Source organism: Halobacterium jilantaiense, from assembly GCF_900110535.1.
Lineage (GTDB): Archaea > Halobacteriota > Halobacteria > Halobacteriales > Halobacteriaceae > Halobacterium > Halobacterium jilantaiense.
The window spans coordinates 1803460-1829092 of sequence record NZ_FOJA01000001.1 but is presented as its reverse complement, the minus strand read 5'-3'; the positions used below and the strand labels follow the sequence as shown (position 1 = coordinate 1829092).

28 protein-coding genes are annotated in these 25633 nt (G+C 70.4%); 20 read left to right on the top strand and 8 right to left on the bottom strand.

The genetic code is table 11. The features are described from left to right. Nucleotides 1–2: 2 nt before the first annotated feature. The 4 genes from BMW35_RS09360 to BMW35_RS09345 all read right to left on the bottom strand — a co-directional run bounded on the left by BMW35_RS09360 (nucleotide 3) and on the right by BMW35_RS09345 (nucleotide 2730). A complete protein-coding gene (locus BMW35_RS09360) occupies nucleotides 3–689 on the bottom strand; it encodes a CRISPR-associated protein Cas4 (protein ID WP_089669164.1) in 687 nt (228 codons plus the stop codon). Between the two features lie 41 nt (nucleotides 690–730). Further along, nucleotides 731–1366, bottom strand: coding sequence for a DUF2238 domain-containing protein (locus BMW35_RS09355; RefSeq protein ID WP_089669162.1), 636 nt, complete (start codon nucleotides 1364–1366; stop codon nucleotides 731–733). Beyond that, nucleotides 1363–2031, bottom strand: coding sequence for a hypothetical protein (locus BMW35_RS09350; protein WP_245708158.1), 669 nt, complete (start codon nucleotides 2029–2031; stop codon nucleotides 1363–1365). The genes BMW35_RS09355 and BMW35_RS09350 overlap by 4 nt, the downstream gene beginning before the upstream one ends. Before the next feature lie 102 nt (nucleotides 2032–2133). Further along, complete coding sequence (locus BMW35_RS09345; protein ID WP_089669160.1) at nucleotides 2134–2730, bottom strand: conditioned medium-induced protein 4; 597 nt, start codon at nucleotides 2728–2730, stop codon at nucleotides 2134–2136. 103 nt (nucleotides 2731–2833) lie between these two features. Here BMW35_RS09345 and BMW35_RS09340 point away from each other — a divergent pair, with 103 nt between their 5' ends. The 5 genes from BMW35_RS09340 (at nucleotide 2834) to BMW35_RS09320 (ending at nucleotide 7510) form a co-directional block, all read left to right on the top strand. Further along, the gene (locus tag BMW35_RS09340) at nucleotides 2834–3442 is read left to right on the top strand and encodes a biotin transporter BioY (RefSeq protein ID WP_089669159.1); all 609 of its coding nucleotides are present in this window, start codon (nucleotides 2834–2836) and stop codon (nucleotides 3440–3442) included. Further along, a complete protein-coding gene (locus BMW35_RS09335; RefSeq protein ID WP_089669157.1) occupies nucleotides 3442–4140 on the top strand; it encodes an energy-coupling factor ABC transporter ATP-binding protein in 699 nt (232 codons plus the stop codon). The genes BMW35_RS09340 and BMW35_RS09335 overlap by 1 nt, the downstream gene beginning before the upstream one ends. Further along, nucleotides 4137–4859, top strand: a complete 723-nt coding sequence (locus tag BMW35_RS09330; RefSeq protein ID WP_089669155.1) for an energy-coupling factor transporter transmembrane component T family protein — start codon at nucleotides 4137–4139, stop codon at nucleotides 4857–4859. The genes BMW35_RS09335 and BMW35_RS09330 overlap by 4 nt, the downstream gene beginning before the upstream one ends. Before the next feature lie 66 nt (nucleotides 4860–4925). Next, a complete protein-coding gene (locus tag BMW35_RS09325) occupies nucleotides 4926–7058 on the top strand; it encodes a (Fe-S)-binding protein (protein ID WP_089669153.1) in 2133 nt (710 codons plus the stop codon). A gap of 50 nt (nucleotides 7059–7108) precedes the next feature. Continuing rightward, entirely contained in the window at nucleotides 7109–7510 is a 402-nt protein-coding gene (locus BMW35_RS09320; RefSeq protein WP_089669151.1) for a DUF7522 family protein, read from the top strand. Between the two features lie 37 nt (nucleotides 7511–7547). On the opposite strand, the gene BMW35_RS09315 is transcribed toward BMW35_RS09320, so the two are convergent. Then, on the bottom strand, nucleotides 7548–8126 hold the full coding sequence (locus BMW35_RS09315) for a GNAT family N-acetyltransferase (RefSeq protein WP_089669150.1): 579 nt from the start codon (nucleotides 8124–8126) through the stop codon (nucleotides 7548–7550). Between the two features lie 65 nt (nucleotides 8127–8191). After that, a complete protein-coding gene (locus tag BMW35_RS09310) occupies nucleotides 8192–9436 on the bottom strand; it encodes an MFS transporter (protein WP_089669148.1) in 1245 nt (414 codons plus the stop codon). Nucleotides 9437–9657: 221 nt separating this feature from the next. Between BMW35_RS09310 and BMW35_RS09305 the strand changes: the two genes are divergently transcribed. The 13 genes from BMW35_RS09305 to BMW35_RS09245 all read left to right on the top strand — a co-directional run bounded on the left by BMW35_RS09305 (nucleotide 9658) and on the right by BMW35_RS09245 (nucleotide 22560). Next, nucleotides 9658–12183: a heavy metal translocating P-type ATPase gene (locus BMW35_RS09305; protein ID WP_089669146.1), complete on the top strand. Its 2526-nt coding sequence runs from the start codon at nucleotides 9658–9660 to the stop codon at nucleotides 12181–12183. Nucleotides 12184–12239: 56 nt separating this feature from the next. Next, complete coding sequence (gene hemB, locus BMW35_RS09300; RefSeq protein WP_089669144.1) at nucleotides 12240–13220, top strand: porphobilinogen synthase; 981 nt, start codon at nucleotides 12240–12242, stop codon at nucleotides 13218–13220. 6 nt (nucleotides 13221–13226) lie between these two features. Then, a complete protein-coding gene (locus tag BMW35_RS09295; protein WP_089669142.1) occupies nucleotides 13227–13889 on the top strand; it encodes a CPBP family intramembrane glutamic endopeptidase in 663 nt (220 codons plus the stop codon). 99 nt (nucleotides 13890–13988) lie between these two features. Then, on the top strand, nucleotides 13989–14636 hold the full coding sequence (locus tag BMW35_RS09290; RefSeq protein ID WP_089669140.1) for a CPBP family intramembrane glutamic endopeptidase: 648 nt from the start codon (nucleotides 13989–13991) through the stop codon (nucleotides 14634–14636). Between the two features lie 39 nt (nucleotides 14637–14675). After that, nucleotides 14676–16013, top strand: a complete 1338-nt coding sequence (gene hemL / locus BMW35_RS09285) for a glutamate-1-semialdehyde 2,1-aminomutase (RefSeq protein WP_089669137.1) — start codon at nucleotides 14676–14678, stop codon at nucleotides 16011–16013. 43 nt (nucleotides 16014–16056) lie between these two features. Next, complete coding sequence (locus BMW35_RS09280) at nucleotides 16057–16557, top strand: hypothetical protein (RefSeq protein ID WP_089669135.1); 501 nt, start codon at nucleotides 16057–16059, stop codon at nucleotides 16555–16557. Continuing rightward, nucleotides 16554–17066, top strand: coding sequence for a hypothetical protein (locus BMW35_RS09275; RefSeq protein ID WP_089669133.1), 513 nt, complete (start codon nucleotides 16554–16556; stop codon nucleotides 17064–17066). Before BMW35_RS09280 ends, BMW35_RS09275 begins: the two co-directional genes overlap by 4 nt. An 85-nt stretch (nucleotides 17067–17151) precedes the next feature. Continuing rightward, the gene (locus tag BMW35_RS09270; RefSeq protein ID WP_089669130.1) at nucleotides 17152–17889 is read left to right on the top strand and encodes a CPBP family intramembrane glutamic endopeptidase; all 738 of its coding nucleotides are present in this window, start codon (nucleotides 17152–17154) and stop codon (nucleotides 17887–17889) included. Between the two features lie 52 nt (nucleotides 17890–17941). Continuing rightward, nucleotides 17942–19132: a hydroxymethylbilane synthase gene (gene hemC / locus BMW35_RS09265; RefSeq protein ID WP_089669127.1), complete on the top strand. Its 1191-nt coding sequence runs from the start codon at nucleotides 17942–17944 to the stop codon at nucleotides 19130–19132. Nucleotide 19133: 1 nt separating this feature from the next. Beyond that, nucleotides 19134–19886, top strand: a complete 753-nt coding sequence (cobA, locus tag BMW35_RS09260) for a uroporphyrinogen-III C-methyltransferase (protein WP_089669124.1) — start codon at nucleotides 19134–19136, stop codon at nucleotides 19884–19886. Then, nucleotides 19883–20593 (top strand): uroporphyrinogen-III synthase, encoded by a 711-nt coding sequence (locus tag BMW35_RS09255; protein ID WP_089669121.1) that lies wholly within the window; start codon nucleotides 19883–19885, stop codon nucleotides 20591–20593. The genes cobA and BMW35_RS09255 overlap by 4 nt, the downstream gene beginning before the upstream one ends. Before the next feature lie 38 nt (nucleotides 20594–20631). Next, complete coding sequence (locus BMW35_RS09250) at nucleotides 20632–22062, top strand: RecJ family nuclease (protein ID WP_089669119.1); 1431 nt, start codon at nucleotides 20632–20634, stop codon at nucleotides 22060–22062. 36 nt (nucleotides 22063–22098) lie between these two features. Next, entirely contained in the window at nucleotides 22099–22560 is a 462-nt protein-coding gene (locus tag BMW35_RS09245) for a DUF4442 domain-containing protein (protein WP_218138600.1), read from the top strand. On the opposite strand, the gene BMW35_RS09240 is transcribed toward BMW35_RS09245, so the two are convergent. Beyond that, nucleotides 22561–23616 (bottom strand): dipeptidase, encoded by a 1056-nt coding sequence (locus BMW35_RS09240; RefSeq protein ID WP_089669117.1) that lies wholly within the window; start codon nucleotides 23614–23616, stop codon nucleotides 22561–22563. 806 nt (nucleotides 23617–24422) lie between these two features. Between BMW35_RS09240 and BMW35_RS09235 the strand changes: the two genes are divergently transcribed. Together BMW35_RS09235 and BMW35_RS09230 are read left to right on the top strand one after the other, a co-directional pair. Then, a complete protein-coding gene (locus BMW35_RS09235; protein WP_089669115.1) occupies nucleotides 24423–24761 on the top strand; it encodes a DUF5783 family protein in 339 nt (112 codons plus the stop codon). Between the two features lie 25 nt (nucleotides 24762–24786). Beyond that, on the top strand, nucleotides 24787–25137 hold the full coding sequence (locus tag BMW35_RS09230; RefSeq protein WP_089669113.1) for a NifU family protein: 351 nt from the start codon (nucleotides 24787–24789) through the stop codon (nucleotides 25135–25137). Nucleotides 25138–25152: 15 nt separating this feature from the next. On the opposite strand, the gene BMW35_RS09225 is transcribed toward BMW35_RS09230, so the two are convergent. Then, the gene (locus BMW35_RS09225) at nucleotides 25153–25446 is read right to left on the bottom strand and encodes a DUF7130 family rubredoxin-like protein (protein WP_089669112.1); all 294 of its coding nucleotides are present in this window, start codon (nucleotides 25444–25446) and stop codon (nucleotides 25153–25155) included. Nucleotides 25447–25633: the final 187 nt, after the last annotated feature.

Below are 25633 nucleotides of genomic sequence, written 5' to 3'. Positions count from 1 at the left end.
GCTCAGTCGTCGCCGAACGACAGCAGCGACCCGAGCGTCCGGGTCTTCGTCCCGCACTCCTCGCGGTACTCGCAGGCCCCGCACTTCGCGTCGTCGTGGATGCGCGGCGGCGGGCCGTCGAGGGCGCGGGCGGTCCGGAGCGCGCGGCGATACGCGGCTTTCTTGCGGGTGGTGAGTTCGACGCGGCGGACGACGCCGTGGCGGGCGTACTCCACGAACGCGTGGTCGACGGGCGTCTGCTCGCGCCACGACAGGGCTTTCGCGGCCGCGACGGCGCGCACTGCCTGTGGCTCCCAGACCCCCGCTTCGGGTGGGCTCCCCGGGGTCACCAGCGAGGGGGCGAGGGGACCGCGGTGGACTTTCGCTGCCTTGCCGTGCGCGTCCTTCCCACGTAGGTAGACGGCAGTCTCGGCCGGGTCGTCGACCGAGTGAGCCGCGAGGCTGGCGGCGAGGTTCGACTGGAACTCGGGGGGTTCGACGGCGAGGTCGTAGGTGGCGAGCGCGGCCTCGGAAGCGACCGAGAGCGACCCGTACTGGGTCGCGAGTTCCCGGGCAGCGTCGTGTGCCTCGGGCGGGTCGCGGTCGTCGCGACGTGCGTAGTAGAGCTGTCGCGGGCAGTAGGCGGCGAGCGCGAGGTCACTGAAGGAGACTGAGTCGGGGGCCGGCTCGGGCGTCGTCTCGTCGGACACGGGGCGTGGTGGTCTCGTCCCCGTACTTGAACGTTCGCGGGCTACTGGCCGCTGCGAGTGAGCCACCAGTCCTCGACGGTCTCTGCGACGCCGAGGAGGTGGGCCTGCCCGAACACGGCGACGATGAGCGCGCCCAGCGAGTTGTACATCAGGTCCTTGATCGTGTCCTCGAGGCCGTGCTGGGCGAGCGGCATCGTCAGACCGGTCGCCTGCGAGACGACGTCGAGCGCGAACTCGAAGAGCTCCCAGACGACGCCGAACGAGAGGACGACGACGAAGATGTAGATGAACGCGACCTCCCTGGGGAGCGTGATGTCGTCGTGGTGGAGGTCGATGGCGCGCGCCACCGTGTAGCCAGCGCCCGCAATCAGGGACGCCGACAGCGAGTGCGTGACGTGGTCCCACCACGAGATGTGGGCGTACAGCCCCGAGGAGCCGAGCGAGTGGAGGAACGCGGCCGCCGAAATCCAGAGGACGAGCCACGGGTCCATCGGGAGGTTGTAGTTGCGTTCGAGGATGGCGGGGAGGAACGTGATGAGGAGGGTGATGGAGCCGTTCACGACGGCTTTCGAGTTCCCCTGCAGGAAGCCGTAGGCGACCATACCGACGAGGACGACCTGCATGGCGCGCGTGAGCAGGCGCTGGTTCGCGACCGACGGTCTCGGGAGCAGCGTCATCGGCGCACCACCCGGTTGAACGCGCGGCGGAGCCAGCGGTCGCGCCGCCGGAAGTACGCGTCAAAGACGAGTCCCGCCGCGAACCCGGCGAGGGTCATCCAGAGGAACTCCACCATCAGGGCGTCGTTCGTGCTGATGTACGGCGCACCGAGGTACTGGGCGGCGTTCCACTGGACGACCGCCCACGCCGCGCCCGAGGCGAGCGTCGTCATCACGACGAGGACGATGGCGAACCAGTGCGTGACTTCCATCGACGTGAACAGGTGGAGTTCGACGACAACGACGAGCGCGACGGCGGCCAGCGAGAAGTAGACGGCGAACGTTCCGACGGTGCCACCGAACAGGCCGCGGACGAGAACCGGGAGGAGCGCGAGCACGAGCAGTTCCCACGGGAGCATGACGCGCCACGACCGGAACGCGGCGGGCGGCACGAGGACGATGGCTCCGACGACGGCGACGAACAGCATCCACTGCTGGTCGAAGTCCACCACGCTGTCCACGAAGACGCCCGCGAGCACCGCGACGAGCAGCCAGCCGATGATGGCGTTCACGACGCTGTCCCGGAACAGCCGGTCGAAGACGTCCTCCGCGCTGTGGATGTCCAGTAGCTCCTCGACAGACTCGACGTCCGTGCGTTCGCTGTCAGCGCGCTCCCCGTCGCTCATTCGTAGACGTGGAGGCACGAAGCGAACTTAAAGCCGCTGGCATGGGTCGTCGGGGACGGACACAGCAGAGAAGACAGCGCGTGGTGTGAACGCCGCCGTCAGCTACATGTCGACGTCCGTCTCCTGACCCTCGGTGGCGTCGTCGAGGCCGTCCTCGTGGACGGTAGCGGTGAGGCGCTCGGAGAGTTCGCGGTCGCGGAGCGCGTTCTCGAACTCGGCGCGGTAGCGGTCGTTGACGCGCTGAATCTCGTTTCTCGTGTGCAGGACGGCGAGAGAGCGTTCGACCGCCGCGGGGTCGGCGTCGACGCGGTCGACGACGGTCCCGAGGTCGGGGTCGGTGGGGTCGTCGGCGGCGTCCCGGACGGCGTCGAGGTCGACTGGGGCGTCGTCGTCGCGGACGAGGTGGAGGTCGTGGCGGGCGTCGCGGACCGTCTCGGCGTCGACGTCGACCTCGTCGGCGACCTCGGCGTCGCTGTCGCCGGCGTAGAACCGTCGGACGACGGTGGCGAGTGCGTCGGTGTCGAGGCTGGTCTGGAAGTCGAGCCGGTCGCGCATCGTGGAGACCGTGTCCCGCAGGCGTTCCTCGACGTCCGCCTCGGAGGCGAGGGAGCCGTGGGTGTCGGCCTGGGACTCCGTGACGGTGTCTTCGTCGGTGACGTTCTGGAACAGGTCACGGAGTTCCTCGGTCTTCTCGTCCATTGGGTACTGCGAGAGTCTGTGCTCGCGGCGACAAATGTCTGACGCCTGAACGCGCAAGGCGTAAACCGCTGATTTGAACTTGGTTGACGAGACAGAGCGAACCATGAGTACCGAGACAGACAGCGTGGAATTGGTCGGCGACGAGACCGTCGAGAACGTCGCGCGAGCCGCCGTGTTCGCGGCGCTCACCGGTGCGATGGCGTACGTATCGTTCCCGAACCCGGTCTCACCGGTGGAGGTGACGCTGCAGGTCCTCGGCGTGTTCCTCGCCGGGCTCTACCTCGGGCCGCTGTGGGGCGGGCTGTCGCTGTCACTGTACGTTGTCGCGGGCGCGGTCGGCGCGCCCATTTACGCCGGCGGCGGGAGCGGGCTCGCCGCGCTGCTCGGCCCGACCGGAGGCTACCTCTTCTCGTACCCGTTCGCAGCCGCGCTCACCGGCTTCGTCGCGCACGGCACGAGCGGGCTCGCAGACCCCCGGAACGTCGGCGTGCCGCGACTGGTCGCCGCGATGGTTGCAGCCACTGCGCTCATCTACGCGGCCGGGACGGTCGGGTTCTCCATCGCGCAGAACGCCAGCCTCGCGGCTGCGATGACCCCGTCCGCGCTCGTTGACGCGTTCCTCGTCGCGGGCGCGGCGTTCGTCCCCGCCGAGGCGTTCAAGATTGCGGCCGCAATCGGCATCACGCGTAGCGACCAGTTGAACGCGGCCTGATGCTGTCGGTCCGGAACCTCGTCCACCGGTACGGCGACACAGTGGCCGTCGACGGCGTCAGCCTCGACGTCGCGGACGGCGAGTGCGTGCTCGTCGCGGGCGCGAACGGCTCCGGGAAGACGACGCTCGTCCGGCACTTCAACGGCCTCCTGGAGCCCGACGAGGGCGACGTACTCGTGAACGGCACGCCGGTCGAAGACGACCTCGTGGCCGCGCGGGCGAGCGTCGGGATGGTGTTCCAGAACCCCCGGGACGGCTTCGTCGGCGCGACAGTCGGCGCTGACGTGGCGTTCGGCCCGGAGAACCTCGGTCTGTCCCGCGACGAGGTCGACGCCCGCGTCGAGGAAGCCCTCGACGCCGTCGAACTCGGGGGCCGGGGCGACGAGCGCGTCGCCGACCTCTCCGGCGGCGAGCAGGAGCGAGTCGCTATCGCCGCCGCGCTCGCGATGCGGCCCGACCACCTCGTGCTCGACGAACCGTTCACGGGTCTGGACTGGCCCGCCCGCCAGTCCGTCCTCGACCGCCTCCGGGCGCTCTCCGAGCGCGGGACGAGCCTGGTCGTCGTCACTCACGACCTCCGAGACGTCTGGGAGTTGGCCGACAGCGTGGTCGCGATGCGCGACGGCGAGGTGGCGCTCCGCGGGACCCCGGACGAGGTGCTGGACGGCCTCCCCGGCGTCGGGGTGCGGCCTCCGTGACACTCACCTACCGACCCGGCGACGGCGTACTCCACCGCCTCGACCCGCGTGCGAAGCTCGCGCTCCAGGCCGGGTTCGCCGCCGCCGCGTTCGCGCACACGACGGCGGTCGGGCTGGCGGTGCTGACGCCGTTCGCGGCGGTCGCACCCCGGCTCGCCGGAGCCTCCGTCCGGGACGCAGTCGGGGAGTTCCTGCTGGTCGCGCCGTTCCTGCTGGTCGCGCCGCTCGTCGCGGGACTCACGCTCGGCGAGCCGTGGTTCCGGACCGCTCCCGCCGTCCAGGCCGCGCTCGCGTCCTACCGCGTCGTGCTGTTGTTGCTGGTCGCCGCCGCGTACGTCTACAGCACGCCCGTCCGGGACTCGCGGGCGGCCCTCCGCTGGCTGCTGCCCGGGAAGCTGGGGGCGGCGACGGGGGTCGGTGTCGCACTCGTCTTCCGGTTCCTTCCCGTGCTCCAGGGCGACCTTCGAGCGCGCCGAGACGCCGTGAACGCCCGGCTCGGCGACGACCGGTCGCTGCGCGAGCGCATGCGGCTCGTCGGCGTGGGCGGACTCGGGCGCGCACTCTCGCGGGCCGACCGGCTCGCCGTCGCGCTCCGCGCCCGGTGTTTCGCGTGGAATCCAACGAGCCCGCCGCTGGCGTACGCGCGCCGGGACTGGCTCGCGACGGCCGGTGCGCTCGCGCTCGCCGCGGCCGCGGTCGCCCCGCTCCTCGCAGCCTGAAGAAACCACTGGCGCGTGGCCGTCCGGTTAACAACCTTTATGCGAATCCTGTCCGGGGATATGGGTATGTATTGGACCGTGCTTTCCCAGGCGGGGGGCGAGACGACCCGCCCGACGTTCTGGCGCATCGGGCACGTCGGCGAGGCCGTGTTCTACGGGCTCTCCGCCATGGCCATCGCGCTCTTCCTGTACGGCGTCTACCACCGGTTTGCGACGTACGCGAAGGGCAGCGAAGACCCGACCGAGCGGCTGTCTGACCTGCCGGGACGAGTGGTGTCGGCCGCGAAGCTCGTCGCGTCGAACGAGAAGCAGTTCGACCGCGACCTGGTCGCGGGGCTGATGCACACGTTCATTCTCTGGGGCTTCCTGACGCTGCTCATCGGGACCACCATCCTCGCCATCGACATGGACATCTGGACGAAGGCGCTCGGCCAGGAGTCGTTCTTCGTCGGCGACTTCTATCTGGCGTACTCGCTGGTGATGGACGGGATGGGGCTGCTGTTCGTCGTCGGCGTCGGCGTCGCGCTCTACCGCCGCTACTGGGTGCGCAACGAGCGGCTCTGGGGGAAGCACACGAGCGCCGAGGACGGCCTGTTCGTCTGGGCGCTGTTCCTGCTGGGCGTCGGCGGCTACGTCACCGAGGGCATCCGCATCCTCGGCACGGGCTTCCCGGACTTCGAGACCGTCTCGTTCGTCGGCTGGTTCGTCGCCGACGTCTTCCAGCTCGCGGGCGTCAACGCGGACGCGGCGGCCAGCGCCTACCCCATCGTGTGGTGGAGCCACTCGATACTCGCGCTGGCGTTCATCGCGGCGCTCCCGTACGGGAAGCCGTTCCACATGATTTCGAGCTACGCGAACCTCGTCACGCGCGACGAGGACGCCGGCCGCCGGCTCCCGAAGGTGCCCGAGGACGCTAGCCCCGAGGAAATCGGACCCTCGGAGATCGAGGATTTCACCTGGAAGCAGTTGCTCGACCACGACGCCTGCACGAAGTGCGGCCGCTGCTCGTCGGTGTGTCCGGCGAAAGCGTCCGGCCGCCCGCTGGACCCGCGTGACGTGATTCTCGACCTGAAGAACTACCGCGAGGACCTGGAGTCCGGCGACCGCGAGGAGGTCGACATCGTCGCGGACGGCGGCACCTCGGTCATCGACGCTGAGACCATGGAGTCCTGCATGTCCTGTATGGCCTGTATGGACGCCTGCCCGGTCGACATCGAACACGTCACGCAGTTCACGGAGATGAACCGCCGCCTCACGGAGTCCGGCCAGATGAACAAGAACGTCGAGGACGCCGTGATGAACGTCTTCCAGAAGGGCAACACGTTCGGCGACCCGGACCGCAAGCGCCCCGACTGGACCGAGGAACTCGACTTCGAGGTGCCGGACGCCCGCGAGGAGTCCGTCGAGTACCTCTGGTACGTCGGCGACTACCCGAGCTACGACGAGCGCAACCAGCACGTCGCGCGCTCGCTCGCCAAGGTCTTCGAGGAGGCCGGCGTCGACTACGGCATCCTCTACGAGGACGAGCAGAACGACGGCAACGACATCCGCCGGGTCGGCGAGGAGGGCCTCTTCGAGATGGTCGCCGAGGACAACATCGAGGCCTTCGAGTCCTGCGACTACGACAAAATCGTCTGCACCGACCCGCACTCGTACAACACGTTCTCGAACGAGTACGACCAGTTCGGCTTCGAGAACGCCGACTCGGTCTACCACTACACGCAGGTCGTCGAGGACCTCGTGAACCGGGGCGCGCTCGGGCTCTCCGGCACGGAACTCGACGACACGGTCACCTACCACGACCCCTGCCACCTCGGCCGCTACAACGGCGAGTTCGAAGCGCCCCGCGAGGTCGTGCGCGCGACGGGCGTCACGCTCGACGAGATGCCGCGGAACCGCAGCGATTCCTTCTGCTGCGGTGGCGGCGGCGGCGGCCTCTGGATGGACTTCGACGAGGAGCCCAAGCCCAGCGAGGAGCGCCTGCGTGAGGCCCTCGAAGACACGGACGCCGGCCACGGCGTCGACCGCTTCGTCGTCGCGTGCCCGATGTGCATGACGATGTACGAGGACGGCCGGAAGACCGGCGGCTTCGAGGACGACATCGAGGTGACGGACGTCACGGAACTGCTCGTGGAAGCCATCGAGGCGAAGGGCGGCGCGGCGGGTAGCGTCGGCGAGACATCCGCAGCGGCCGACTAGCGAGCTGTTTTCACCCCAACAGTTTTAGTACGAGTGACAAATGGTGTGGTATGGCGAGTGCCGCCCTGAACTCTAACGAAGTACAGGCGTACGTCTATGACCACGCACAGGACGGGTTTCGGGGATTGGCTGTCTACGACGGTGACGACCTCAACGTCCGCTACACGCGGACCGACATCGAAGCCGACGTCAGGGAACGCCTCAACTCAGTCCACGACTGCATCCAGTCTGCGAGACGGGCAGCCGAGGACAGCGACGGGGACTGCTGGAATCCGCTGTGTGCCGGCCGGGCAAGCATCCAGTTGTGGGACGACGCGGCCCTGATGCATCTCCGACCGGACCAGTCGCCGTCAGTCGAACGGGGGATACTCGTCGAACTCGACCCACGGGTCGCCGCGTCGTGTGCCGATTTCGTCTCGTCCGTCGAAGAGATCGTGGTCGACGAGTCGTGACCGAGTGAGAGAGTGTGCGCTGCCGTCGTGAGCCGGGTCAGTCGTCCAGCCACTCGCGGTCGAGCAGACCGTAGGTGTAGGTGTCGACGTACTCGCCGTCCACGATGGCGTCGTCGCGCCGCCGTCCCTCGCGCTCGAAGCCGAGTTTCTCCAGAGCGGCCGCCGACGCCTCGTTCGGCACGAGCACGCGGGCGTCGACCTTGTGGAAGCCGCACTCGCCGAACGCGTAGTCGAGGAACAGTTCCGTCCCCTCGGTGACGTAGCCGTTGCCCTGGTGTTCGGGCGCGACCCAGTACATGAGGTTGCCGCGCTCGCCGGGCGAACTGACCCAGCCGAACGCCACGACGCCGACGGGCTCGGGGTCGCCGTCGTCGCTGCTCGCGGCTGCGCCGCTCGCCTGTTCCGTGGACTCGCGTTGCTCGTCCACGCAGATGAGGAAGTGGTAGTCCTCGTCCTCGAGCATCTCGGCCACGTCGTCGACGGACTTGATAGACGTGTCCGTCAGCGGCACCCGCACGTCGGGGTGGTTGCGGCCGTACTGGATGAACTCGTGGTCCTCGTCCTCGATGGGGTGGAGGGAGACGGTGTCGCCCTCCGCGAACGCTGGTCCTGGCATAGTCGACAGTGACGCCCGCGAGCGGTTATAGCTTCGCTGAAGCGAGTTTCACCCGGCGAGGCGGGCTACCACTCGGTGAGCGCTTCGGCTCCGTGGTCGCGCACCAGAACGGCGACGAAGATGGCGACGGCGGTGAGCGCGAACGCGCCGCCGACGTAGAACGCCCACTCGATGCCGTACTCGGCCATCAGCCAGCCGCCGAGGACGGGCGCGAGCACGCTGCCGGGCCGCCAGACGAGCTCCCGGATGCCGAAGGAGGACGCGACGCCCTCGCCGTCGATGCCTTCGTCGGCGAACAGCGCCATGCTCGCGGGCTCCCGGAAGGAGTCGGCGACGCCGAGCAGGCCGTTGACCGCGACCAGCGGGAGGAACGCGGGCGAGAGGTCGCCGAGGACGGGCGCGGAGGCCGCCAGCCCGAGTGCGTCGCCGACGGCGGGCGTGAGCGGGACGAGCATCGCGGCGACGCCGTAGCCCGCGCCGCCCGCGGCGACGAACAGCGACCGGCCGAAGCGGTCCGAGAGCCGGCCGGTGAACGGCTGGCAGAGCATGTTCGTGAACTTCTCCGCGCTGAGCACGACGGCGAGCACGACCCCGGTGTACGCCAGCCCGCCCCGGGATGCTTCGAGGCCGGCGTAGACGGCGACCCACGACCGGACGAGGGTGACGGCGACGGCGTACGGCGCGCGGAAGCTGGTGAGCGTGAGGATGCGGCGGTTCACCGCGAGGTCGCTGAACGGGAACCCCCGGATGCGGGTGTCGTCGGCGTCGAGCAGGACCCAGACCGCGGCGAACGCGACGACGAACAGCACGGCGAGTACGTAGAAGACCGGTTCGAAGCCGTAGCGGTCGTAGAGGACGCCGGCGGTGCCCAGGCCGAGCAGCGATGCGGCGAGCCGCCACGCGTTCGCCTTCCCGATGCGGTTCGCGCGGGTGCCCTTCGACGCGAGTTCGCCGACCAGCGAGAGGCTCAACAGCCCCATGCCGGTGGCGAGGATGCCCTGACCCCCGCGGACGGCGACGAGCTGCCAGGACGTCTCGACGAAGGTGAACGCCAGCGAGACGACGACGCCGAACGCGAGCAGCCCGAGGAAGATGGCGCGCTTGTCGTAGCGGTCGCCGGCCCACGCCATCGGGACAACGATGAGCGCCTGCGACACGGTGAAGCCCGTGTAGAACAGGCCGATCATGAGGTCGGAGGCGACCAGTTCGTTGGCGTACTTCGGGAGCAGCAGGGCGAGCGCGCTGAGGCCGAAGCCGCCGGCGAATCGCGAGACGTACAGCGAGTAGAACTGCAGTTGGTCCCGGTCCACACTCGCGGGTGGGCCAGCCCCGGCAAGGCCGTTGCGGATTCCCCGCAGTCGGCGGGGCTGTCGGGTCGATTCGGCACCGGTGGACGCTCCGACGCGGCGGGAACGGGTGCGAAGGTGTTCGGGTGAAGGCGCTTGCTGGCCCGCCGTCTACGCCCGCACATGTACCGTCGCGCCGGTCGTCCGCCAACGGTTTGTGGAGCCGAGTCCGCGAGGGGGCGGCGATGAGCGAGTGCGCGCTCTGCGACCTGCCGACGCCGGACCCGCCCGTCACGGAGGACGGCGTGGACGGCGAGTACTGCTGTCGCGGCTGCCTGGAGGTCGGCCGCCGGCTCGACGACGTGACGGCCGCCGACCCCGAGAACCTGAACGCGGCCGCCGTCGACGACTCCACCCCAGACGACAGCGACGTGCCCGAGAGCGCCGAGACCGCCTACCTCGACGTCGACGGCCTCCACTGCTCGGCGTGCGAGCTGTTCTTACAGGCCGAAGCGACCGACACCGCGGGCGTCCACGACGCCGACGTGAGCTACGCGACGGACGCCGCCCGCGTGACCTACGACCCCGAAGTCGTCGACCCGTCCGACCTCCCGGGCGTGTTCGACCGGCTTGGGTACGGGGCATCACTTCCGGACGGCGACGAGTCGGGGATGGGAGACGCCGGCGGCTGGCTGGCGGGCGACGACCGCCGGGTGGTCGTGGGAAGCCTGCTGGGAATGGTCGTGATGCTCGGCTACGGCCTCGTGCTGTACGGCTCGTACCTCGACCTCGCGCCGACGGCCGAACTCGGGGTGCTGGCCGCCACGCTCGCGCTCGGCACCGTCTACTGCGCGGTGACCTTCGGCCTCGTGTTCGGGCTGCTGGAAGCCGTCGCGCTGCTTGCCGTCCTCCAGAGCGTGTCGTTCGCGGCCATCCTGAACGCCGACTCGCTCTCGGTCGGCACCGCCGTGCCCGCCGTCGCCGCCCTCGCGTCCGTCGTCGTCTTCCACACAGGTCGGCCGTTCCTCAGGGGGGCGTACGTGAGCCTGCGGGCCGGCCGCCCGAACATGGACCTCCTCGTCGCGCTCGCCGTGCTGGCGGCGTGGGGGTACTCGGTGGCGGCCTACGCCGCCGGCAGCGCGCACGTCTACTTCGACGTCGCCGTGATGGTCGTCCTCGTCGTCACGCTCGGGAACCGCATCGAGGAGCGCGTCAAGTCGCGTGCCGTCTCCGGCCTGTCGGCGTTCGCCGCCGCCAGCGTCGACGACGCCAGCAGGCGGACCAGCGAGGGCGGCACCGAGACCGTCCCCGTCGACGACCTCGGTTCAGGCGACGAGGTCGTGGTGCGGGCCGGCGAGCGCGTCCCCGTGGACGGAACAGTCGCGGAGGGCGCGGCGGCGGTCGACGAGTCCCTCGTCACGGGCGAGTCCGTGCCGGACAGGAAGCGCCCGGGCGACGAGGTGCTCGGCGGTACCGTCGTCACCGACGACGCGCTCGTCGTGGCGGTGGGCGAGGGACCCGACTCGACGGCCGACCAGCTGGTCGAACTGCTGTGGGACGTCCGGAGTGCCCGGCCGGGCGTCCAGCAGGTCGCCGACCGCCTCGCCGCTGTCTTCGTCCCGCTGGTCGTCGCGCTCGCCGTCGTCACGGCCGGCTACTATCTCTGGAGCGGTGCAGGCGTTGCCGACGCCGTGCTAACGGGCGTGGCGGTGCTGGTCGTCTCCTGCCCGTGCGCGCTCGGCCTCGCCACCCCGCTGGCCGTCTCGGCAGGCGTCCGGGAGGCTCTGGACGCCGGCGTCGTCGTCACGGACGCCGGCGTCTTCGAGCGCGTGCGGAACGTCGACGTCGTCGTCCTCGACAAGACCGGGACGCTCACCACGGGCGAGATGGCCGTCGAGGCCGTGACGGCGGTCGGCGGCATCGACCCGGAGAGCGTCCTCACGCGGGCTGCCGCCGTCGAACAGTTCTCCACGCACCCCGTCGCTGAGGCCGTCACCGACCGCGCCGACCCGCCTGCGGTCGAGGTGACGGACTTCGACCGGAAGCCGCGGGGCGTCACCGGCACCGTCGACGGCGACCGCGTGCTCGTCGGTCACCCCGGGCTGTTCGACGACGGCGAGTGGAGCGTCCCAGACCGCGTCCGGGAAGCGACCGACTGCGTCGACGGCGTGCCCACGGTGGTCAGCTGGAACGGCGAGGCGAGAGGGGTGCTCGCGGTGGCAGACCAGCCCCGCGAGGAGTGGCTGTCGGTCGTGGAGGACCTGGCCGCCGCCGGCCGCGAGGTGGTCGTCCTGACTGGCGACGACCCCGACGCAGCAGACCCGTTCCGCGAACACGACGCCGTGTCGGACGTGTTCGCTGGCGTTCCACCCGAGGGGAAGGCCCGGGCCGTCCGGGCGGTCGGCGAGAACGCGACGGTGGCGATGGTCGGCGACGGCAGCAACGACGCGCCCGCGCTCGCCGCCGCCGACCTCGGGGTCGCTATGGGATCGGGCACCGAACTCGCGGCCGACGCCGCCGACGCCGTCGTGACGGCGGACCTCGACGCCGTTCCCGAGATGTTCGGGCTCGCGGACGCCACTAGGTCGCGCATCCGACAGAACCTCGCGTGGGCGTTCACGTACAACGCCGTCGCGATTCCTCTGGCGGTGGCAGCCCTGCTAAATCCGCTGTTCGCGGCGGCGGCGATGGCCGGCTCCAGCCTCGTCGTCGTCGGGAACTCCGCGCGCCCGCTGCGTGGCGGCCTGCTGTCGGGGCTGCTCGCGGGGTAGCGGCCACGGGCGTCGGTTCCGCGAACCCTTTTGGCGCGGCGGCCGGAGGAGCCGGTATGGACCTCACGCACCGCCCCCGGCGGCTCCGCCGGGACGGCGTCCGGGGCCTCGTCTCCGAGACGAGCCTGTCGGCCTCGGACCTCGTCGCGCCCGTGTTCGTGGACGCGACGACCGACGAGCGCCAGCCCATCGAGTCGATGCCCGGCCACGAGCGCGTCCCGCTCGACGACGCCGTCGCCCGGGTCGAGGAAGTGCTGGAGACGGGCGTCGAGGCCGTCATCCTGTTCGGCATCCCCGAGTCCAAAGACGAGGTCGGGAGCCGCGCGTACGCCGACGACGGCGTCGTGCAGGAAGCCACGCGGCGCATCACGGGCGAGACGGACGCCTACGTCATCACGGACGTCTGCCTCTGCGAGTACACGAGCCACGGCCACTGCGGAGTGGTCGAGGACCACGCCGCCGACGACCCGGACCTGACTGTGGACAACGACGAGACGCTGGACCTGCTCGCGGAGACCGCCGTCTCCCACGCCGAGGCGGGCGCAGAGATGGTCGCGCCGTCCTCGATGACCGACGGGATGGTGGCGGCGATTCGCGAGGCGCTGGACGACGCCGGGTTCTCCGACATCCCCATCATGAGTTACGCCGCGAAGTACGAGTCCGCGTTCTACGGGCCGTTCCGGGACGCCGCCGACGGCGCGCCCGCGTTCGGCGACCGCCGGCACTACCAGATGGACCCAGCCAATCGGCGGGAGGCCGGCCGCGAAGTCGCGCTGGACGTCGAGCAGGGCGCGGACGTACTGATGGTCAAGCCCGCGCTTCCCTACCTCGACATCGTCTCGGACGTGCGCCGTGAGTTCGACCGCCCGGTCGCCGCCTACAACGTCTCCGGCGAGTACGCGATGCTGCACGCCGCCGCCGAGCAGGGCTGGCTCGACCTCGACGCGGTCGCCCGCGAGAGTCTGCTGTCCATCAAACGAGCGGGCGCGGACCTCATCATCACGTACTTCGCAGAGGACGTGGCCGAGAGCCTCTGACGGCGGATGGACCGGGTGGTCGTCCTCGTCGGCCTCGCGCTCTCCTTCGGCGGCTTCGAGGCGGTGTCCCGGCTGCAGGACCGGCTCGGCCGGCCGAGCGACGGCCTCGAAGCCCACGCCTGGAAGTGGCTGGTGCCGGCCGCCGTCGCCGGCTACGTGCTCGCCGTCGAGGGCCGCCCGCTGGCCTCCATCGGCTGGACGTTCGCCGGCCCGCTGCCGTTCGCGTACCACACCGCCGTCGGGCTCGCCGCGATGCTCGGCAGCGCAATCCTGCTCTCGCCGCTCTGGGAGGCGCTCGGCACCGCGGACGCGATGCAGGACGGGATGGCGGCCTTCACGGACTTCTCGGTGGCCGAGCGGCTGGTCGTCGCCGGGACGGCCGGCGTCACCGAGGAGGTGCCCTACCGGGGATACGCGGTCGAGCGCGTGACCGCGCTCACCGGGAGCCCGCTGCTCGCGGCCGCCGTCTCCCTCGTCGCGTTCCTCGCCGCCCACGTCGGCGAGCACTGGTCGCGGGCCGCCGCCGTCCAGATGGCCCAGCCGACCGTCGTGTTGCTCGCGCTCTACCTCTGGACGCACAGCCTCCCGGTCGTGATGGCCGTCCACGCCCTCAACGACGCCGTCGGCCTCCTGCTCGCCGACCGTGCCGGCGAACCGGACTCGGCGTGAGCGTGCCGAACCGGACGGGACTGCACGCGCTGCGAGCACGCGATGGGTTTTCGGTGGTCACCCACCCAGCCGGCGGTGTGCATTCGACATCGAGGGTGAGTGCGCGTGCTCGCTGAGGCCGTCGGCGTGGCGCTCGTGCTCGCGGTGGCGCTCGGGCTTTCGACCCGAGAACTGCCAGAGGAGTACGACTGGGCGACGTTCCGCCGCGCGCAGGGCCGCGTCTGGCTGCTCGGCGCGGGCGTGCTCGGCTGGGTCGTCGCCGTCGAGGGTGCGGGGCTCGCGTCGCTGAACCACCCGCCAGTCGTCGGTTTCGCGTGGTCGGCCGCGCTCGCGTTCGTCGCCGTCGGCGTCACCGGCATCGCGACCGGACTGGTGATGCGGCGGGCGGGACACGGTATCGACCCCGCGACGCGTGCGCTCCTCGAACTCCCCAAGAGCCGGGCGTTCGTGCTCGTCGTGTCGACCGGTGTCGCGGAGGAACTGGTGTTCCGAGGGTTCGTCCTGACCCGCGTAGCTGCCCTGACCGGCAGCGAAGTCGCCGCAGTCGCCGTCTCCGCGGTGGGGTTCGCCGCGTCCCGGGCGGCTGGCCTGAAGCGCGCGCAGGTCGCACAGGTGGCCGTCCTCGGGGTCGCCATCGCCGCCGCGTTCGCGTACACCGGGAACCTCCTCGCGGTGATGGTCGCGCGGGCCGGCTACGACACCCTCACGACGCTGTCGACGGACCCGGCGGACGTCCCGAACGAGTGACCCGACACCTATTTTCGGGGACCGACCCAACCCGAGAGCATGAACCGCGAGACGTCCCGGGAGCTCTACGACCGGTCGCTCGACGTGCTCGTCGGCGGCGTGAACTCCACCGTGCGCGCCGCTCCACAGCCGTACCCGACGTTCGTGCAGTCCGGCGACGGCGGCCACGTCGTGGACGCCGACGGGAACCGGTACGTGGACTGGGTGATGGGCCTCGGCCCGCTGCTGCTGGGCCACGACCTCCCGCAGCCAGTCGAGTCCGCCATCCAGCGCCGCGCCAGCGAGGGACCGATGTACGGCGTGCCGACCGAACTGGAGGTCGAGCACGCCGAGTTCGTCGCGCGCCACGTCCCGAGCGTGGAGATGCTGCGCTTCGTGAACTCGGGCACCGAGGCCACGGTGTCGGCCGTGCGGCTCGCCCGCGGCTACACCGGCCGGAACAAGATTGTCGTGATGCAGGGCGGCTACCACGGCGCACAGGAGTCGACGCTCGTGGAGGGCGACGCCGACCACCGCGGTCCGTCGTCGGCGGGCATCCCACCCGAGTTCGCGCAGCACACGATTCCGGTGCCGTTCAACGACACCGACGCAGTCACCGAGGTCTTCGAGGAACACGGCGACGACATCGCCGCCGTGCTGGTCGAGCCGATTCTCGCGAACAAGGGCATCGTCGAGCCGGTCGAGGGCTACCACGAGACGCTGCGTGACCTCACCCACGACCACGGCGCGCTCCTCGTCTGGGACGAGGTCATCACGGGCTTCCGGGTCGGCGGGCTGGGCTGCGCGCAGTCCGAGTTCGGCATCACGCCCGACGTGACGACGTTCGGGAAGATCATCGGCGGCGGCTTTCCGGTCGGCGCTATCGGCGGTCGAACGGACGTGATGGAGGAGTTCACGCCCACCGGCGACGTGTTTCAGGCGGGGACGTTCTCCGGCCACCCGGTCACGATGGCCGCGGGGCTGGAGACGCTCCAGTACGCAGCCGAGAACGACGTCTACGAGCACGTGAACCGGCTCGGCGACCGGCTCCGCGAGGGCCTAGTCGAGGTCGTCGCCGAGCAGGCTCCCGAGTACACCGTCGTCGGCCGCGACAGCATGTTCAAGGTCGTGTTCACGCGCGGCGGCAGCGCCCAGTCCGGGCCCTGTGCGGCGGGCTGCCGGCAGGACCCCGACTGCGAACGCCACGACGCCTGCCCGACGGACGCCAGCGACGTGGGCGACGCCGCCGTCGACCGCTGGAACCGCGTGTTCCGCCCGCAGCTGCTCGACGACGGCGTCATGCTCTCGCAGAACCAGTTCGAGTCCCAGTTCGTCTCCTACGCCCACACCGAGGAGGACGTCGACCGCACCGTCGAGGCGTACCGCGACGCGCTGTAGCGCGGCCGGCGGCTTTTTCTCGCGACACGTCGAACCGCCGGCTATGGTCCCCAACACCGACGACAGCGGCGACGACAGCCCCGGCACCGGGGGCGCGGCCGCCGGGAACGGCGACACGGCAGCGAGCGTCGACTCGAAGCGGTGGTACTGGGTGGCTGCCCTCTCACTGTACTGGGTGGTGGCGACGGTCGCCGGGTCCGTGTTCACGCTCGTGGTGCTGGCGTTCGCGGTCACGGGCGTGGCCAGCGTCGGGACAGTCGCGGGCGAGCCGACCGTCGCCATCACCGGTGGGCTGGGCCTCGTCGGCCTCGTGCTCGTCGCGCTCGCGATACTGCTGGTGTTCGTCGGCGGAGTCCTCTCGCTGGTGTTCCCGGTCGCCATCTACCTCGACGCCGAAGCCGTCACCGACGCCCGGCTGGACTGGCAGCCCGACCCGGCGCTGTACGGGCTGCTCGGGCTCGCCGGCGTCGTCGCCCAGCCGCTTCAGGTGCCGCTCGCCGTGTACTACCTATACAAGAGGCACGAGTCCGTAGGGCGACCGTGAGCGAACTCCGAGTCCGGTCCCGGTGGTGGTACTGGGTCGCCGCGGTCCCGCTCGTGGCGGCGTTCTGGGTAGTCACCGCGCTCTGGATGGTCGCCGTCGTCGCGCTCGTTCCGGAGGCCGGCGCATCGACGACTAGCGCCGTCGTGTCGATTCCCGCCGTGGCGCTCGGCCTCCCGGCGCTGGCCGCCTACCTCGTGATGCCGCTGGCCGCGCACATGGACGACCGCGCGATTCGAGCGGCGGGCGGCCAGCTCCCCGGGCTCGCCGCCGACACCGCGAGAGTCACCGCGGTCGTCGACCTCGTACTCGTCGCCGGCGTCTACCGGTTCTTCGAGGGGAGCAACGTCGTCAGCGAGCCGGACCCCGTCGGCACGCTGCTGGTCGCGGCGGCGGTCGTCGCCGGCGCGTGGCTCGCGGTCCGGTACGTGCGCGCCCGGCGCGAGGTGGTCGTGATGCCGTCGGGCTTCAGCGAGTGGCGGGCCGAACTCCGCGAGGGCGAACGCGTCTAGGCGCTGCCACGACAACGCTGAAGTGAAGGGGCGGCGAGCGTCCAGTCGATGCAGCGCCGAACCCGCTCTCGGGAGGTGACGGCGAGTGGTCGGTGACCTCGCCGCCGTCGACTTCCCGACGTGGGCAGTCGTCGCCCTGCTCGCGCTCCCTGTCCTCGACTTCCTGCACAGTCTGACGCCGTGGTCTCGGCGGCTCTGGACGCAGTTCGACCACGAGCCGTGGTCGCGGTTCTGGAGTGTCGCGACCGGCATCCGCTGGGTGCAGACCGTCGTCGCCGGCTGGCTGGTGGTCGCCGTCGCGGACGCCCCGCTCTCGGCGGTCGGTGTCCGTCTGCCGTCGCTGCCAGTCACTATCGGCAGCGCCGCGGCCGCCGTCGGGCTCACGGCGTGGTACGCCTACGCCGCGGCGACCGAGCCGTCGGTCCCGGTCGCGGACGCGCCGACGGACTTCACGACGACGTACCCCGCGAACGGCCGGGAACGCGCGCTCTGGTACGTCGCGGGCGGCGTCACGGCGGGCGTCTGCGAGGAGTTCGTCTACCGGGGCGCGGTGCTCGCCGCGCTGCTCGGAGTCGGGCTTCCGTGGCCGGTCGCGGTGCTCGGCGCGGCGCTTGCGTTCGCCGCGACCCACGGCCTCGCCGTCCTGAACCCCGTGGCACTGGCGTTCTACGTTACGTTCGCGCTGGTGATGACCGCCGTCGTCGCGCTCACGGGGAGTCTGCTGCCGGCAATCGTCCTGCACGGCGCGACCAACCTCTGGGAGGTCGTGAGCGCGTTCCGCGCGGACGGGCTGCCGCAGGCGGACGACGCCCCGGCCGCCTGACGCCGCGACCGGGAACGCAGGGGGTTTCAAGCGGGAGCGCGGAGTTCTAGACATGAGCAGTCAGATTCGGCTCGCGACACGGGGGTCGGACCTCGCGCTCCGACAGGCGAGCGAGGTCGCCGACGCCCTCGAAGACCGACGCCACGACGTGGAACTCGTGGAGGTGGAGACGGAGGGCGACCGCGTGACGGACGCCCTGGTCAACGAACTCGGGAAGACCGGCGCGTTCGTTCGCGCGCTCGACGAGGAAGTCCTCGACGGCAACGTCGACGCCGCCGTCCACTCGATGAAGGACGTGCCGACGGACGTGCCCGAGGACCTCGTGGTGGCGGCCGTCCCGCACCGCGAGAACCCCGCGGACGTGCTCGTCACGCCGGACGGAACGGGGCTGGAGGACCTGCCGGCTGGCAGCGTCGTCGGGACGGCGAGCCTGCGGCGGGGCGCACAGGTGCAGGCCCACCGGCCCGACCTGGAGGTCGAACCAATCCGCGGGAACGTCGACACGCGCGTGGAGAAGCTGCTGGCACCCGACCTCCAGCGCGAGCACGAGCGCCGCACGGAGGCCGCGAAGAAGGCGCAGTCCGAGGACGCCCGCGAGCAGCGCCGCGGCGACTACAGCGCGGACGTGGAGGCCGGCGTCGAGAACATCGAGAACGAGCGCGAGGACAGCGAGCGCCAGAGCGAGGACGGCGACACCGACAGCGGGAACGGGGAGTTCGACCAGTCCGTCGAGGAGTGGTTCGCCTCGCTGACGCCGCTCCAGCAGTCCGCACTCGAACGCGACCCGGACACCGAGTACGACGCGCTCGTGATGGCCCGCGTGGGCCTCGACCGAACCGGCCTGCTGCACCACGTCGGCATCGAGGAACTGCCGACGAACACGCACGTGCCGGCGACCGGACAGGCGGCGCTGTGCGTGACGGCGCGCCGGGACAGCGACGTGGTCGACGACCTCCGGGACGCGCTCGAACACGTCCGCACGCGGGTCGAAGTGACCGCCGAGCGCGTCGTTCTCGAGGAGCTGAACGGCGGCTGCATCGCGCCCATCGGCGTCCACGCGCTCGTGCAGGGCGACGTGGTTCGGACGGCGGTCCAGGTGTTCAGCCGGGACGGCAGCGAGCAGGTCGGCGAGACCCGCGAACTAGACGCCAACAACTACGCGGCAGAGGCCCGCGAACTGGCCGCAGACCTCCGGGAGCGCGGGGCCGCCGACCTCGTCGAGGAAGCGCGGCGGGAGGCCTGAAATGCCCGGCACCGTCTACCTCGTCGGCAGCGGGCCCGGCGACCCGGAGCTGTTGACGGTGAAGGCCAAGCGACTGCTGGAGGAGGGGGACGTGGTGCTCCACGACAAGCTCCCGGGCCCCGACATCCTGGAGTCCATCCCCGCCGAGAAGCGCGAGGACGTGGGGAAGCGCGCGGGCGGCGAGCGCACCCCGCAGTCGGAGACCAACGCCCGGCTGGTCGAACTCGCGGAGGCCGGCAACGACGTGGTGCGGCTGAAGGGCGGCGACCCGTTCGTCTTCGGGCGGGGCGGCGAGGAGATGCAGTACCTCTCCGAGCACGGCGTCGACTTCGAGGTCGTGCCGGGCATCACGTCTGCCGTCGCGGCACCCGCGGCCGCCGACATCCCCGTGACTCACCGCGACCACACCTCGTCGGTCTCGTTCGTCACGGGCCACGAGGACCCCGAGAAAGACGAGTCCGCGGTCGACTGGGAGGCCCTCGCCGAGACGGGCGGGACCATCGTCGTGCTGATGGGCGTCGGGAAGCTCCCCGACTACACGCAGGCGCTCCGCGACGCCGACATGGACCCGGAGACGCCCGTCGCGCTGATAGAGAAGGGGACGCGGCCCGGCCAGCAGGTCGCGACCGGTACCCTCGACACCATCGTCGACGCCCGGGACGAGGCGGGCATCTCGCCGCCCGCCGTCACCGTCATCGGCGGCGTCGCGGGGCTGTGGAGCGAGGATGACGAGACGAAGGGGGAGGACGCGTGAACGTCGCCGTCTTCCGGCCGGACGACGAGCGCCTCGCGGACGCCGTCGCGCTCCTCGAAGACCTGGGCGCGGAGCCGGTGCCGGACCCGATGCTCGCCGTCGAGCCGACCGGCGCGGCTCCCCGCAGCGACGCCGCGTTCGTCGTCGTGACGAGCAAGACCGGCGTCGAACTCGCCGCGGCCGAGGGGTGGACGCCCGGGGACGCGACGCTGGTCGCCATCGGGCCGGCGACCGCGGACGCCTGCCGCGAGGCGGGCTGGACCGTCGACAGGGTGCCCGAGGAGTACACGAGCGCCGGCCTGGTCGCCGAACTCGGCGACGAGGTCGACGGCGCGCGCGTCGAGGTCGCGCGCTCGGACCACGGTTCCGCCGTGCTCACGGACGGTCTGAACGACGCGGGCGCGTTCGTCCACGAGACCGTCCTCTACGAACTCGTGCGGCCGGCGGGCGCGGGCGACTCCGCCGACCTCGCCGCCGACGGCGACCTCGACGCGGCGCTGTTCACCTCCTCGCTGACCGTCGAACACTGGCTCGACGCCGCCCGCGACCGCGGCGTCGAACGAGAGGCGCGGGACGCGCTCGCCGAGGCGACGGTCGGCGTCATCGGCCCGCCGACCGCCGAGACGGCCGAAGCCCACGGCATCGACGTGGACGTCGTCCCCGACGACGCGGGCTTCGAGGAGCTCGCGCGGGCCGTCCTGGAGTAGCCCGGAGTTTTTACGCGGTGGCGCGCAACCACAGAGTGATGGACGGCCCCGTTCCGGAACTCGACGAGCGCGCGGCGGCCTGTGCGGACGCCATCGAATCTGCCGACAGCGTCCTGCTCGCCTCCCACATCGACGCCGACGGCCTGACGAGCGCGGGCGTCGCGTCGACCGCGCTGGAACGCACCAGCGTCCCCCACGACGTGGTGTTCTCGAAGCAGCTCGACGACGAGGAAATCGCGGGCATCGCGGCCCACGACCACGACACCGTGCTGTTCACGGACTTCGGGAGCGGTCAGCTCGACATAATCGCCGAGCACGAGGAAGAGGGCGACTTCACGCCCGTCATCGCCGACCACCACCAGCCCGCCGACGCCGACACCGAGTACCACCTGAATCCCCTGCTGGAGGGCGTCGACGGCGGGAAGGAACTTTCGGGTGCGGGCGCGAGCTACGTGCTCGCTCGGGCGCTGCTCGGCGAAGACGCCACTGACCTCGCGGCGCTCGCGGTCGTCGGCGCGGTCGGCGACCGCCAGACCGTCGACGGAGAACTCGTCGGCGCGAACACCCGAATAGCCGCTGAGGGCGTCGAGGCCGGCGTGCTGGACACCGCGAAGGACCTCGCGCTGTACGGCACCCAGACCCGCCCGCTCCCGAAGCTCCTGGAGTACGCCAGCGAGGTGTACGTCCCCGGCATCACGAACGACGAGCAGGGCGCGATTCGGTTCCTCGACGGCCTCGACGTGGACCTCCACGACGGCGGCGACTGGCGGACGTGGGCGGACCTCTCCCACGAGGAACGCCAGACGGTCGTCAGCGCGCTCGTCAAACGCGCGGTGCGGAACGGCGTCGCCGGCGACGAGGTGACGAAGCTCGTCGGCACGACGTACACGCTCACCGAGGAAGCACCGGGCACCGAACTGCGGGACGCCAGCGAGTTCTCCACGCTGCTAAACGCCACGGCGCGCTACGAGCGCGCGGACGTGGGGCTCGCGGTCTGCCTCGGCGAGCGCGGCGAGCCCCTGGACGCCGCCAGAGAGCTCCTGCGCGAGCACCGCCGGAACCTCTCGGAGGGGCTCGGCTGGGTGGAACGCGAGGGCGTCACCGTCGAGGACGAACTCCAGTGGTTCCACGCCGAGGACCGCATCCGGGAGACCATCGTCGGCATCGTCGCCGGGATGGCCCTCGGGTCGGACGCCACGCGGAGTGACCGCCCCATCGTCGCGTTCGGAAAGAAGAGCGGAGACGACGACGGCGGCGAGCCCGAAGTGAAGGTGTCGGCGCGCGCGACCGGCAGCCTCGTCGACGACGGCGTCGACCTCTCGGCCGTGCTGCGGGACGCCTCGCAGGCAGTCGGCGGCGACGGCGGCGGCCACGAGGTCGCTGCGGGCGCGACCGTCCCGGCCGGCGAAGAAGGCGCGTTCCTCGATGCCGCCAGCGACATCCTCGCGGAACAACGCAACGACGGTTGAAGAACGCCTATTCCGGCCGACCGCCAACCCCGGGCCGTGCTGCCGACGCTCTCCGACCTGCGAACCGAACTCTACCGGCTCGGGTTCTCCTACTACCCCTCGTACTGGACGACGGGCGCGCGGGTCGTCTCACTGGCGAACGACTTCTCGCGCATCCGCGTGAAACTCCCGCACAACTGGCGGACGAAGAACCCGATGGGCGTGACCTTCGGCGGCAGCATCTACGGTGCCGTCGACCCCATCTACGTGGTGTTGCTGCGCCACCGGCTCGGCGACGACTTCACCGTCTGGGACAAGGCCGCCGACGTGCGCTTCCGGAAGCCCGGCGAGTCGACGCTGTACGCCGACGTCCACCTGCCCAACGACGAGGTCGCCGCGCTCCGGGACCTCGGGCCCGGCGAGTCGACCGACCGCGTCTACGACGTGGAACTGGTCGACGGCGACGGCGAGTGCCACGCCGAAGTGGAGAAGACCGTGTACGTGCGTCGGGACGACTGACTACGACGCCCAGACCGCGTCGAGCACGCGCAGCCAGTTCTCGTGGGCGAGCTTCCGCAGGTCGCGCTGCGAGTAGCCCGCATCCCGGAGCGCAGTGAACAGGGTCGGGAGTCCGGCGGCGTCACCGATGGAATCCACGACGGTCGCGCCGTCGAAGTCGGAGCCGAGCGCGACGTGGTCGACGCCCATCCTGTCGACGAGGTAGTCGACGTGTTCGACGACCACCGACAACGGGACCTCCGGGTCGTTCTCGCCGTCCGGCCGGAGTGCGTTCGCGGCGAACGTCAGGCCGACGACGCCGCCCGTGTCGGCGACAGCGTCCAGTTGGTCGTCGGTGAGGTTCCGGGAGAGCGGACAGACGCCGTGAGCCGCCGCGTGCGAGACGACCAGCGGGTTCGTCGACACCTCGTGGACATCCCAGAACCCCTCGCTGGCGAGGTGCGCGCAGTCCACGAGCACGCCGCGGTCGTCACAACGCTCGACCAGCCGGCGGCCCGCGTCGGTGAGTCCGTCCGCGCAGTCCGGGCCGCTCGGGTACCGGAACGGCACGCCGTCGGCGAACTGCGTCGGCCGCGACCACGCCGGGCCGAGCGACCGCAGTCCGCGGTCGTAGTACGCCTCGAAGTTCGAGAGGTCCGGCGCGATGGCCTCCGAGCCCTCGAAGTGGAGGACGGCACCGAGTTCGTCGCCGTCGACGCAGGCCCGGAGGTCGTCGACCGTCGTGCACTTTCGGACGCCGTCGAATCCCGTGATTGCGTCGAACACCCCGATCAGGTCGTCGGTGACGCGGCGGGCCGCTGCCGGGGACAGCGGGGGCGGGCGCTCGATGCGGTAGCCGTCGGCCGTGTCGCTGCGAGCGCGCTCCGGGCCGAAGCGGTCCTCGGAGGGGACGAAGATCGCAAACAGACCGGCTGCGAGACCGCCCTCGCGGGCCCGCGGCAGGTCGAGGTCGCCCCCTGCGTGGCCGTCCCGGAACACCGACGGGTCGGCGCTCGCCCGTCGGAGCGCGAGCAGGCTGTCGTTGTGGCCGTCGAGGACGGCCGGCAGTTCAGTCACACCCACACCTCCAGCGGTGTCCACAAAAGCGTTCGCTGGCAGGGACGCGGGAAGCTCGGCGTACCGCGGCCACCCCTTATTCTGTATCGTGGTATGTGGTTTATTGGCGAGAGATAGGTGCGACCAGCCGAAATGGAGGGCGAGGTACAGAGCCGTGCAGAACACGTCCGGGAGACGGTTTCTGGAGCAAGCAGGCGGAGATTCACCACCAGAACTAGAGCGTCACCGGCGGCTACACCGGGCGGAGCGAACAGCGCCGGCGGGGTCAAGCGGCGGTTGCGGTCGGTCGAATCGGTCACTCCGGTGTTCCGGCGAGCTGGCTCCGCGGGAGCCCGGTCGGCGAGTCTGTCAATCGGCTGCCGGTGTATCGAAGGAGCCCTGAAACTGGTTGGTGATGTCTGGGACGAGCGGCGGTGCCAGCCGCTGGCAGTTCACGGCCCAGTGCGGCCTAGTGTGTGTCTTCGTTGCGAGCATCTCACTGAAGTCCGGCGAGAGTGACGAAGGCTCGGTGGCACGGGTGCGGTGGCCAGCGAGTACCTGACGCAATCGGTCGAGAGTCCCGCGTCCGCGAGACGGCGTGATGAGCCGCCACACTGACCAGTGGTTCGCTGACTGAGAGACTCCAGGCCGTCAACCCACAGATTTCGAGCTGTATCGCCGGTCCAGCCCCTGAATCGAGCCGACGTGCAGCGAGCGACAAACAGCCCACCGCACCATCTATAAACCGCATGCTGCGATATAGAATTAGCTAATGGGGCCAGTCACCGACCGACGGGCACTTGTCCAGCGGCGTCCAATCGCCGGCAATGAGCGAGCTGACGGCCGAAGAGTTCGAGGAGCAGAAGTACGTCGACTACTTCCCGAAGCTCGAAACCGCGTACAAGCGGGCGTTCGACGACGTGAACGGCAAGTACGACCGAGACCTCGTCCACGCAATCGACCAGATGGTGCTCTCCGAGAGCGAGCCTCACTACGAGGACGGCGAGTTCACGGTCGACCTCCCCGAGGACCCGCTGGGGCGAATCAGCGGCGTCGACTTCGACGAGGAGTACGGGCAGGAGGCGCTCGACGAACACGTCGAACGCATCCGCGCGCACCTCCGCGACCAGTTCGAGGTCGGTGACGCGGGGGACGAAAAGGCCTAAGCAGGGTGAGCGCCAACCCGGGGACATGAGCACAGAGAGCCAGGACGGGAGCGACCTGGAGGAGCGCGTCAACAACTTCCTCCGTCGGAACTTCCCCCAGATTCAGATGCACGGCGGCACGGCCGCGATTCAGAACATCGACCGCGAGAACGGCGTCGTCGACCTCCAGCTCGGCGGTGCCTGCTCGGGGTGCGGTATCTCTCCGATGACGATTCAGGCCATTAAGTCCCGGATGACCAAGGAGATTCCCGAAATCGACACCGTTCACGCCGACACCGGCATGGGCGGCGGAAGCAGCGGTATGAGCCCGTCGTTCCCCGGCGAAGAAGACGGCGAGGAGTCCGGCGACGACGAAGGCCCGCAGGCCCCCTTCTAGGTCGGTCCGTCCGGCTCAGTCTTCCGTCCAGTAGTAGATGTCTTCTTTCTCTGTCCCGCAGCTCGGGCACTCCTCGGGGAACGAGTCCCGGAGCGCACCCATTTCGCCGCACTCCGCGCAACGCCACATGAGTTCGACTTCGCCGAACTCGTGGCCCGAGCGCTCGTGTTCGACGGACAGCGACTCGATTCCCTCCCGAGTAGTGACGTAGAAACCGTCGCCGTCGAACCCGCGGACGGTACCGAGCGGTTCGCCGTCGTCGCTGTACACGGTCGCGCCGAGGCCGAGTGCCGGTGGGTCGTCGGTCATGGCAACTCGTTCGTCACGAGCCCGCATAAACCCAGTCGCCGCCGTACCGGAACCGCAGGACAGCAGTGGGCTGCGAACGACAACTGGTTGGCGAGCAGTGGCAGTTGCTGCTCGTGGCCGCGACATCGAGTGGCGACTGGGCCAATGACCATAAACCAGATAGCGATTCAGCGAACCTCGTCAGGGT